The organism is Petrocella sp. FN5 (assembly GCF_029210395.1).
Lineage (GTDB): Bacteria > Bacillota > Clostridia > Lachnospirales > Vallitaleaceae > Petrocella.
Genome location: NZ_JARGDP010000082.1, coordinates 1 through 10,994 on the forward strand (window position 1 = coordinate 1; position 10,994 = coordinate 10,994).

At 38.2% G+C, this 10,994-nt stretch carries 10 protein-coding genes and 1 tRNA gene; 8 read left to right on the top strand and 3 right to left on the bottom strand.

Going from position 1 to position 10,994, the window contains the following annotated elements; translation table 11 throughout:
- The coding region (locus tag P0N36_RS13275) for a hypothetical protein (RefSeq protein ID WP_275843340.1) at nt 1–510 on the top strand (510 nt) is incomplete at its 5' end.
- Nucleotides 511–624: 114 nt separating this feature from the next.
- On the opposite strand, the gene P0N36_RS13280 is transcribed toward P0N36_RS13275, so the two are convergent.
- Entirely contained in the window at nt 625–2,142 is a 1,518-nt protein-coding gene (locus P0N36_RS13280) for a transcriptional regulator (RefSeq protein WP_275843341.1), read from the bottom strand.
- Nucleotides 2,143–2,334: 192 nt separating this feature from the next.
- Between P0N36_RS13280 and P0N36_RS13285 the strand changes: the two genes are divergently transcribed.
- The 7 genes from P0N36_RS13285 to P0N36_RS13315 all read left to right on the top strand — a co-directional run bounded on the left by P0N36_RS13285 (nt 2,335) and on the right by P0N36_RS13315 (nt 9,192).
- Nucleotides 2,335–2,652: a hypothetical protein gene (locus tag P0N36_RS13285; RefSeq protein WP_275843342.1), complete on the top strand. Its 318-nt coding sequence runs from the start codon at nt 2,335–2,337 to the stop codon at nt 2,650–2,652.
- 99 nt (nt 2,653–2,751) lie between these two features.
- Nucleotides 2,752–4,122 carry a stalk domain-containing protein gene (locus P0N36_RS13290; protein WP_275843343.1) on the top strand — a complete coding sequence of 457 codons (1,371 nt, stop codon included), beginning with the start codon at nt 2,752–2,754 and terminating at the stop codon, nt 4,120–4,122.
- A gap of 18 nt (nt 4,123–4,140) precedes the next feature.
- On the top strand, nt 4,141–5,307 hold the full coding sequence (locus tag P0N36_RS13295; RefSeq protein ID WP_275843344.1) for a TolC family protein: 1,167 nt from the start codon (nt 4,141–4,143) through the stop codon (nt 5,305–5,307).
- A gap of 223 nt (nt 5,308–5,530) precedes the next feature.
- Nucleotides 5,531–5,671, top strand: a complete 141-nt coding sequence (locus P0N36_RS13300; protein ID WP_275843345.1) for a hypothetical protein — start codon at nt 5,531–5,533, stop codon at nt 5,669–5,671.
- Between the two features lie 76 nt (nt 5,672–5,747).
- Entirely contained in the window at nt 5,748–6,422 is a 675-nt protein-coding gene (locus P0N36_RS13305; RefSeq protein WP_275843346.1) for a response regulator transcription factor, read from the top strand.
- Between the two features lie 39 nt (nt 6,423–6,461).
- Nucleotides 6,462–7,829, top strand: a complete 1,368-nt coding sequence (locus tag P0N36_RS13310; protein WP_275843347.1) for a sensor histidine kinase — start codon at nt 6,462–6,464, stop codon at nt 7,827–7,829.
- Nucleotides 7,830–7,905: 76 nt separating this feature from the next.
- Nucleotides 7,906–9,192, top strand: a complete 1,287-nt coding sequence (locus P0N36_RS13315; protein ID WP_275843348.1) for a D-alanyl-D-alanine carboxypeptidase family protein — start codon at nt 7,906–7,908, stop codon at nt 9,190–9,192.
- A gap of 73 nt (nt 9,193–9,265) precedes the next feature.
- Here the strand turns inward: P0N36_RS13315 and P0N36_RS13320 are convergent.
- Nucleotides 9,266–9,339 (bottom strand) — tRNA-Pro (locus tag P0N36_RS13320).
- A 73-nt stretch (nt 9,340–9,412) separates the two neighbouring features.
- A complete protein-coding gene (locus tag P0N36_RS13325) occupies nt 9,413–10,804 on the bottom strand; it encodes a sodium/glutamate symporter (RefSeq protein ID WP_275843349.1) in 1,392 nt (463 codons plus the stop codon).
- Between the last annotated feature and the right edge of the window lie 190 nt (nt 10,805–10,994).

The window sequence follows — 10,994 nt, forward strand, 5'->3', positions numbered from 1 at the left end:
CTAATTACTATGGATAGTAATAACAACAGGTATTTATTATACCAATGGAGGACGTATGAGCATGGCATGGGAGTATACCATGATAGAGGTCTTAGAGTATCTGGAACAAATGCTCTAAGTCTTGGAAGTGTCGGCTCAAATACTAATAGATATGATATCTATGACTTTAAAGAAGTAGGAGGTAAGCTATACGCTCTTTACAGAAATAACACTGAGATTAAGCTTTCTGAAATGAGTGTAAATGCTGGCGGTGAGATTACAGGATCAATTGAGAAGGCATCCTTTTCAGCAAGCTCAGCGTATTCCTTTGCAATTCATAATAGCACTATCGTCATTGGTAGCAAAGATGGTTCTAATCTTAGAACCCACTACAACGGTACCCCACAAACCTTTGCTGAAATTGTCGTAAAAGGTAATGCTGTATCTGTTGTTAATCTGGGTGGAACATTTTATACTTATTATACAGACAACCAAGATGACGGCATAAAAAGAATAGAGATAACAGAATAAGTAAAAAAATACCCTCAGCAGACCTTGGTTTGAACCAAATAACTAAAGTTTGCTGGGGGTTTATTTTTTGAAGTACTTGTAGAATTTTCAAGCAAAGCGAGACTGAGATGCTTCCTATAGCCTATTATAGAGATGCTCTAATTCTTTAAGTGCTGTGGTTTTATCTTTATCAGATAGATTAATCTCATCTTTTAGGTAGTCCCAAAATGCAGCGGTCATATTAATTTCATTGATAGCAAAAATGGCGTGTGGCGCATTTTGTTTAATCACAATAGCACCAAGGTCCTCCTTAACATAGAGAATAAAATGATCATGCCTTTTTTTGGATGTAACTTTTAGGTTGTAGTTATCATATTTCTTTAGATACTGAATCGTATTTTCAAGATGCGCTTTATATTCATTAGGTGTATAGCAGATGTTTGAGGTTTCAGGGATTCCGGTGAAGGCAACATTCACAACCCCTTCTTTGATTTCTGTAAGACTTGGCAGTTGCAGAAGGGCGTGGAATGAGCAGTGTTCAAGTCCTTTTTCAAAGGCTTCTTTTCGATCATAAAAGTATTGGATTAATTTCTCTTTATCATCGCTATCGGATCGATTGATAATCGACTCTGCTACAGCACTTGGCATTGTGGACCAATTTAGACAGTTTGATTTAAGCAGTGTAGGTGTTGCATCTTTTTCGAACTCTTTTAAAAGATCAAGGTATTGCTGTTTTTGATGATATGTAAAAATCTGCATAAGTGGCCGACACATAAATAAGTAACTCTCAAACTCACTTGTCAGAGTGGCTAAAGCTTTTTTGTCTTTGAATAGAATATTAAGGGCCGGATGCTCCATCATATCAAGAGATGAGCTGGTTACAGCAGTAATCTTAGGAGCAATAAATAGTGTTCTTTTAAAAACACCGTCTCTTTTCTTAGGATAGTAATAGGGTTCAATGGCTCCGGTCATATAGAGAGGCATCCACTTTGAGAGGGCTTCAAGCATCTCATCGAGATTACGACTGACGGTATGTATAACTTTGATTCTATTGCCCTTTAGAATAACACGAGCCAGCATATCTCGCCATTTTGCTGCAAAAGAAGGATCTCCTGTTAACCAGTCCATAGATTCATCGCTATACAACAATAAGGTGGTTGGTTGATTGGATTCTATAATAAGAGATAGAAAAGATAAAACAGCTTGTCGCTTACCTTCGATACCATAGTATAGCGCAACATCTTTTTTAGGCGTTTTTGGATCAGAATCGGTGAGATCATCCGTAACTGGCGTGTTTTTTCGAAATTGAAAATCAGAAATGCCATTCAAAAAACCGGATATTGAAGCATGTCCGGTTTCTTCATGCCCCATTAACCATTGATAAATAACCTCGGTAGCATTTTTTGAATCTTGAAAGTGCTCTGGTTGCATTTTTAGAATTTGTGAGAGTGACTTGATTTGATAATCTTCTATACAATGGCTTAAAAAGTAGTGAGCCATTTTTTTTAAGTAATCGGCCTCTTTTACTAGACGTCTCTCACCTCTACGTAACCGGCTGATATGTGAAGCATCTAATGATGTATACATTGCAAGGGAACTATTGGTTGTTTTTGTGATGTTCATTAAGAAATCTAGTTTTTCATAAAACTGCATATTGGCCACCTCCTATAGTTACATTTTACCACGAATGATATCGATAGAATAGTTCTTTTGACATGAATCATGTCAATCAAATTGTCATTGACAAAGGCCTTAATATAAAGATTATTTTATTGGTTTTTATATGATCAAATCAAGTGGTTCATAGACCTTCAAGCGGTGGCAGCACATGAACAGTTGAAGTAAGTGCAATTGGCGTCACACTTTGCTAGTGGAACCGGTACATTGAAAGACCCTTGGATTATTAAGACGGCACAGCACTTAAATAATGTAAGAAATTACACGGGTATCGAAAACCGACCGAAATATTTTGAATTGGCCAACGATATTGACTTAGGTCAGTCACCTTGGAATGAAGAGGCAGGTTGGGAACCTATTGGAGAAACTGAAATGACAGCTTTTACAGGAGGCTTTAACGGTCAGGTATACAAAATTCAAAGTTTGTATATGAATCGGCCTCAAGAGGATAATATAGGCCTAAAACAAAACATTAAAAAACTATAAAAATATATGTCGTTTTGATTAAAATACCATAAGAACTATTGACATGTTTTCCCTTAAAACGTACACTTGACCTAAGACTAAATAAAGGATGTGGCAAACATGAAAAAAAGTTTTTCGTTAATACTCATAGCTATGCTGATACTCAGTACTTCTACTATACATGGGATAACGAATCAACAATATGTTCAATACACAAAGAATGACAGTGCACTTGTAGCAGACAGGGTAGTCGCCCTTAAAGCAGACGCACTAGGCGGTATATGGGTGGCAACTTCAGGTAGTGGTGCCATATATATTGATTCTACAGGTAAGTGGCAAACGTATATGGAAATGAGTTCCGGTCTAAAGAACAATTTCTTAAATGATGTGACTTTGGATGCTTTAGGGAACGCTTATTTTGCAACCAACATTGGTGTCACTTCTCGTATGAAAGACAATACTTGGAACAACTATTTCATGAATGATAACAAGATTTTTGGAGAGACGGTGACCGCTCTTGCAACGGATGGTAAAGGTGGCCTATGGCATGGCGTTACAGGTTATGGCGCTTACTATAAAAGCGCGGATGGTGTTATGACCCATTATAGCAGTGCCAATTCTTCTATTCCTAGTAGCAACGTATCTAGCTTCGCTTTTGACCAAAAAGGTGGGGTATGGATTGGAACAGAGTTAACTTATAATGAGATGGGTGGTATCGCTTATCTGAGTGCCGAGGGTAAATGGACCCTCTATAATTCAAATAATTCTAAGTTACCTTCCAACAGAGTGCGTGAAGTCTACGTGGCAAAAAACGGTGCTGTGTGGATTGGTACCATTAATGGCTTGGCTAAGTTCTATAACAACGAGTGGGTCATCTACAGCAACAATTCCGTATGGGAGTACGATGTTAGATCTGTTACAGAAGACAGTGCGGGCAATATATATGCAGCAACTTGGGGTGACGGACTACTCAAGATTGATCCCGCTGGAGAGTTAACCAACTACAAGTCATCGGATTCACCTCTACCGAACAACTACATTTATGAGGTTGAAATAGATACAAAAGGTAACATCTGGCTTGGCACCAATGTGGGTCTTACGCAGATTAAAACAGAGGCACAGGTGGTACAGCCACCAGTGGTACAACCTAAAATAGTAACGGTTTTTGTTAAAAGTCTTCAAGTACCTTTTGATATTCAACCGGTGATTCGAGAAGGCAATACCTTGGTTTCAGTAAGATTTATTCTTGAGGCTTTGGGTCAAGATGTAACATGGAATGCATCAGAAAGAAAAGTGATATCAACAGGCGACAAAACAATTGAACTAACAATAGGTGAAAAAGTGGGTTACGTGGATGGTGTGGCGTATCCGCTAAACGTACCTTCAGAGATTATTGGTGGTAGAACCATGATACCTTTAAGATGGATATCAGAGAATCTAGGTTACGATGTACAATGGAACCCGGTCAATTATAGAGTGGATATCAATTAGGTCCTATAGGAGAGATAGATGAATAGTAAAATCATTAAGAAAAGAGTAGCCCTTACCATAGCCAGTATGCTAACTTTAAGTACGTTTATGATGTCAAGCGTTAGAGCTGAAGAGTTAACAGCACCACCTGAGGAAATACCTCAAGCCATAGCCGTTGAGCCGATAGTCCTAGATATTGAGGATGCTTTACAACGGGCATTAGAAAATAGTTTTGAGCTAAAAATTGCTGAGGCTGAGATGAATACTTCTGTAATGACGGCCAGTCAACAAAGAACATTGGCCAAAGAAGACGCCACTACAGGCATGTATAGTGCAGATTTAGCGATTAAGATTGCTAAAGTTAATAGAGAAATCCTACCGACCTTAGCAAAAGAAACCTACAATGCAAAAATAACGGAAGTAGAACTTGGTATTAAAGGTGCCTTTGCACAATTGATTTTTGCAAAGGAAAGCTTGGAGCTGGCAGAAAAATATAAACTTCAGGCAGATGAGAGTCTAGCGATGGTCAAAACAAAGCGAACTTTAGGACAAGCTTCAGATCTAGAAGTTACCAATACAGAATCAGAAGTTGCTACTAAGGCGTCTGAGTTGACTCAAGCACAAATTACTTATAATCAGAACCTCATGGATCTGAATTTACTCATGAACGAAGCACTAGAAAAAACATGGGTGATTGAAGATACCATGGCAACAGAAGCGGTCGAGCTTGTACCTCTAGAAGATATGAAAGCCTATATGCTTGAGAACCACCCGATGATTTTAGGGTCTAACTTAAGCTTCAGTATTGCAGAATCTACATTTGAGCTGGCAAAAGGCTATTACCCATCCAATGTATGGACCTATCGGTATGCTGAGCAAGATTATCTTAAAGCCAAATATCAGAACCAACTGGCCTTACTATCACAGGAAAAAAGCTTGATTCAAGCCTATATGAGCGTTCAAGGTAACCTTGAAGCTATTCAAGCATTAGAAAAAAATGTAGCAACGGTGAATGAAAGCTACCGAGTTGCAAAGATACGTTTTGAACTGGGTATGATTACAAGCTTCCAATTGAATGAAGCCTTATTAATGCAACAACGTATGGAAAGCAACTTAGCCAATGCCAAACGTGGGTATAGATTATCCATAGCCCAATTGGAATTCATATCCGGTATGAATGCTATTAAGACAACAGAAGAGCTTTAAGATAAGATAAAGTAAAAAACGGTTCCTTTGCCTGTATGATTAATACAGACAAAGAACCGTTTTTTTTTGCCAAATATGAATTTTATGCTATTCTCATGGAAAGTCCGTCATATGACTTTTTTATGACTTTGGGCACATGAAATGCATCCTAAAGCCTGTTATGATGGTATCAACAGCAAATCACGATAAATCAAGTATGGCAATAGGTAAGAGGTGAATGAGAATGAAAGGCATCAAATACAATGAGTACAGAACCATCGATCATTATTGTAAAAGTGAACAGTTAGATACAGATTATTTATTATACTGTATTATTCAACAAAGTCAGATTGGAAGAAAAAAGATCTGGAGAAAAACGAAATAACCTTGAGTATACCGCTTAGGTTATTGTAAAATGAAAGAAAGAAGCAAAAAGAAAGAAGAGAAATCGAGGTGCAGGGATGAACGAAATCAAAGTGTTGGTGGCAGATGACCAATCTATATTAGCGGAAGGTCTTTGCACACTTTTGAATATGGAAGAAGATATCCAAGTCGAAGGCGTGGCTCAAAATGGAATTGAAGTGCTCAAGTTCCTAGAAGATGGTCATGATGTGGACATTATATTAATGGACATTCGTATGCCGCTCATGAATGGGGTGGACTGTACCAGAAAAATCACCAAAACCTATCCAAAGGTAAAAGTCCTCATATTGACAACTTTTGATGATGATGATTATATTATTGACGCCTTAAATAATGGAGCAGTGGGTTATATGTTAAAGGATTTAACAGCAGAAAAGTTATCATCAGCCATCAGAAATGTCTATCAAGGCAACACGGTCATGCATCAAAAAATCACCCAGAAAATCATTCAGGGTATGGGCAATGGTAGAGAAGGAAGAACAGTAAAACCCATTACAGATTCCGGGGGGAATATGCTTTTAGAAAGAGAAATCGAGGTATTAAGACTACTTGCAAAAGGATACAGAAATAAAGAAATCGCAGACAAACTTTATCTTACAGAAGGAACGGTCAAAAACTATATATCCCTTCTATACGACAAGTTCAACATAAAAGGAAGAACAAAACTTATGACCCATGCCATTAAGCAAGGCATCCTAGAAAAAGAAGATTAAGACTTAGGTTATGACTTAGAGGAATACAGAGGTGATTTTATGACGACACCACAACTTCAAATATGGTTGGCTTATATGACCATCAATTTATGGATTATCATACCGGTGGTTATGATCTGTATTCGTTCAAAAGACAAATCCCTTAGAATCAAAATTCTATGGACGATACTACTGAGTGTCTTTAATTTACCGGCAGTTATGGCATATCTGTATATGTACAGATCAGAAATGGACAAGACGACCTTGGTGAAAAATAAAGAGATGAGAGACATAGAGCAACATCTCATTTTTATTGGCTTAGTGTTGACCTTTGAAGTCATATCTCTTATTCTTATGAGTAGAAACGAAGATCGAACACAAGTACTAATGCTCCTTATTATAAGTATCATGTTGATTTTTATGAATCACTATTTAATTCTTGATAAGGGTAAAACAATATACCAAGTGATACCATTTATACAGATTCTAGCCATTACCGGTGTAGACTTATTTTCTGCTAACCGAGATTTTAAGATTATTATCATTGTGGTTGTTCTAAGTGTTTTAAATGGATATCCGGTCCGATTTTCTAAAGTTTTTTCTATATTAACATTATTATTTTACTTAGGAACGACTATAATCCTTCAGATACAGGAAGGGAACCTGAGTCAAGTAGAAATGCTGGTTTATGCTGTTAGGAATGCAGTTACCTATGGTCTGGTTATTATTTCCTTCTACATTGGCAAGAAACAACTTTTCCTAAATCATCAGCTAAAAGAAATGACACAAACCTTAAAAGATAAAAATAAAGAACTTGAGGAAATCAGTATACTCAAAGAACGAAGCCGCATAGCAAGAGAAATTCATGATACCTTGGGGCATACACTTACAGGTGCTATCGTTCAATTAGAGGTGGCAAGAAAAATGGTTCTGGTGGATGAGGACAAAGCGATAGAAGCCATAGATAAGACCCAGAAGATCACACGAGATGGTTTTGCGGAAGTAAAACGGGCCATTAAAGCACTCAGACCAATTATGATTGAAGATAGTACGCTTGAAGAAGCCTTACAAGCCCTCATTGAAAAAACGCAGAATCATTGTCAAGTCATCATTCATGCTGTGATAGATAAAGACATTCGTTTAGATGAGAATGTTAAAATAACCATATACCGAATTATTCAAGAGGCTATTACCAATAGTATAAGACATGGTGAAGCCACAGAAATAAAGATCATGATTGAAAAAGAAGAGGAAAGTTCTATCATGATACAAGTCACAGATAATGGTAAAGGTTGTGAAACTATTTCAGAAGGCTATGGACTAAAAGGTATAAAAGAGCGGATTCAACTCTTAGAAGGAAAAATGAGAACGCACTCTGAATATGGAAAAGGCTTTGAAATGGCCTTGACGCTTAATCAGAGGACATAGACGCTTTACATGACCCTTGACCTTATGATAAACTAGCCATTGAGACAAAAAAACATAAGATCTCAAGGAGTCTATGATGGGAAATAGAATTGCAGCTTTAAGAATCTTAGCAATAGTATCTATATTATTTTTAATGGGATTAAACCCATCCAGTCAAACATCTCATCTATCCTACGCAACGGTTCAAGTACCTAGCATAGTAGCTGAAGGTGCCATTCTAATAGATGGTGATACAGGTCAGGTACTTTACGAGAAAAATGCCCATAAAAGGTTCTACCCGGCTAGTATTACGAAGCTGATGACAGCCTTGGTTGCCTCGAAGGCTTTGGATCCGTCTGACACGATTACTTTTTCTAGAAACGCAGTTTTGAGCATAGAATTTGGTAGCAGTCACATTGGTATGCGTGAAGGAGAAATCATAAGTGTAAAAGCGGCCATGCACGGTCTTCTCATGGCTTCAGCCAATGATGTGGCAAATGGTATCGCTGAAAAAACAAGTGGGAGTTTAGAGGCTTTTGCAGAAGATATGACGGCAGAAGCCAAGAACCTTGGTGCGATGAACACGAATTTTGTTAATCCTCATGGCCTGCAAGATGAAAACCAATACACCACAGCCTATGATATGAGTCTGATTATGAAAGAAATATTAGAAAATCAATTCTTAGTCGATGTTATGGGGAAAACTCTATATGAGATTCTACCCACCAATAAAGTCGATGAAATCAGATATTTGGCACAAGGCCACAAAATGATTAATGAACGAAGGGACGCCAATATATACAGAGAAGACGTTATAGCCGGTAAAACTGGATACACCACCAGCTCAGGGCATACCTTGGTAACGGTATCAAGAAAAGAAGGACGTACCTTAATTGCAGTAACATTAAGGACCAATGCCGCCAACTTGTATAGCGACACCAGCAAACTATTTGAGTATGGTTATAAGGCTTTTGAAGTCACCGAGATAGACCCTACAGATTATACTCAGGCACTTCCAATAATAGAAAAGGGTGTCATAATTGGAACAGCTACACTCTCTATGACGGAGCCAGTTAGTGTCAATCTAAGGAAGGATTATTCAGAAGTAGACTTCTTATTAGAGGTGGATTTACCGGAAGCGCTGACGAGAGAGGCGAGCTTGAACCAAAAAGTAGGCAGTCTTATTATCTCAATAGGTGACAGAGCTCTTGGAGAATGGCCACTTGAGATCATAGAACTTGAATATGAAGATTTGGAAGATCAAGCAAGAGAAGAAACGGAAGTAGAGAAAAAACTGAGTATGGTTGAAGTTATCAAGTTCATAATTCTTATTGCCACCATCGTTATTGTGACAAAAACCAGTACTTTTGGAAAATTTCATTAGAATAAAAACAGGTTAAGGTGTCAAAAACATATCGTTTTGACACCTTAAATCGTAATAAATAAGCAATAAAAAATCGGAGTGAGAGGATTTGAACCTCCGGCCTCTTAGTCCCGAACCAAGCGCTCTACCAAGCTGAGCCACACCCCGATTGCTGTAAGCACCAAAGTCAGTATATCAAAGTGAAGTAATCAAATCAAGCCCGAAAATGTTAAAAACATTTTTAGCTTGTTTTTTTTCGCATGTGCTTCATAATGACCCCTACAATTAGAGGTATTATGGTTAGAATCAAACTTACCACAAACATGATCTCAGGACCTAATTGTGCAATTAAAGGGACAGAGGCTGCAGTAAACAAACCACCACCAACCAACAACTCAAATAATAACTGTTTGTAACCAAAGCTAGACAAAGCAGGTGTCATTTGATCTGGATCTGCGACACGCATTAAGAGTAAGCCGGTTGCGGTAACGCCCATGGATTGTCCAAAGTCACCAATACCTCTCTCAAACCAGTAATCCGGCATGAGCCTTGGTATAAGCACTAAAAAAGCGAAAACGGTCCATACAATACCACCTACACTTAAGATTATAAATACCGGTAAGTGATTCCCAATGACACTTAAGGACAAGGTTGCCAACGCACTTACAATTAGAATATCTAGGGACAATCCCTGAACGCGATTAATCAATTGTCTATCAACAGTAGCATAAGGATCAACACGACTTAAAACCAATTGGACAACGATACCACCCACCATGGCTAAAGGGAATAAGGGAACGTAGGTCATCAAATACATATCCGTCCAAGCACCCCAAGTTAAGGCTTCTAGTTGAATCAATCCTTGCAACAATACAAAACCAATCACAATAGCCACACCGATATAACCTACATGCAATGATAAAGGTTCAATGGATTCAGCTCGTGTGCTTAAAAAACCTGCAGGTTCGCGCACCTCTAATTCTGCAATCCCTTTACGTTCTAGAATCGTTCTTTCTTTTTTATCAGCCCCATGAGCCAACTTACCTGTTCGCATACCCCAATTGATTAAGGATATACCAATTAGCACACCGGCCAAAACCCCAACTGTGGCCAAGCCAATGGCGAGATCGCCCCCCTCAGGGAAATCCAGTAGCTCAAAGGTCTGCCGCATACCGGCCGCAGTACCATGACCACCTACAAAACCGATTTCAATCAGTGCTCCTGCTAAAGGGTTAACGCCAAAAACAGGTGCTAACAAAAAAATGGCGAGTCCTAAGCCAACAGCATATTGACCAAAAGAAATCACATAGCCAGACATGACTTGAGGTCCTGCCAAGTACCAAATTTCTTTCATATTTGGTATTTTTTTGCCTATAAATAAGGAGGCAAAGACCACATTAATCATGAGTCCCGGTAAAGAAGCCCACACAGTCAGCCATTCTAAATCCAAAACAGAGAAACCAAAGACCTTACCAAAGACTTCTGGCCCAATCAATAGCGCCAATAAACCTGCCACCAAAGAACTGGGTAAAAACAGATTCTGAAACAAAGGTACCATGACCCGTATCCATTTACCGATGACTAGAAAAATTACTAATATTAATAATGCAAATCCTATAGCATTAGCTGTCATAAACGACTCCTCACATAAGTCAACTATAAATCCTTCGTTCTTTAATCGCATACAAAGCAATCAAATAGCTTCTTCTGAATTTTAACACTTAAAGTATCTTCTTTCAACAAGGTCACCTTCTAAGAAGATTTATCAAAAACACAATATGTCCTTACAGTAATTCCCATAAATGGAAATAATTACAATATAC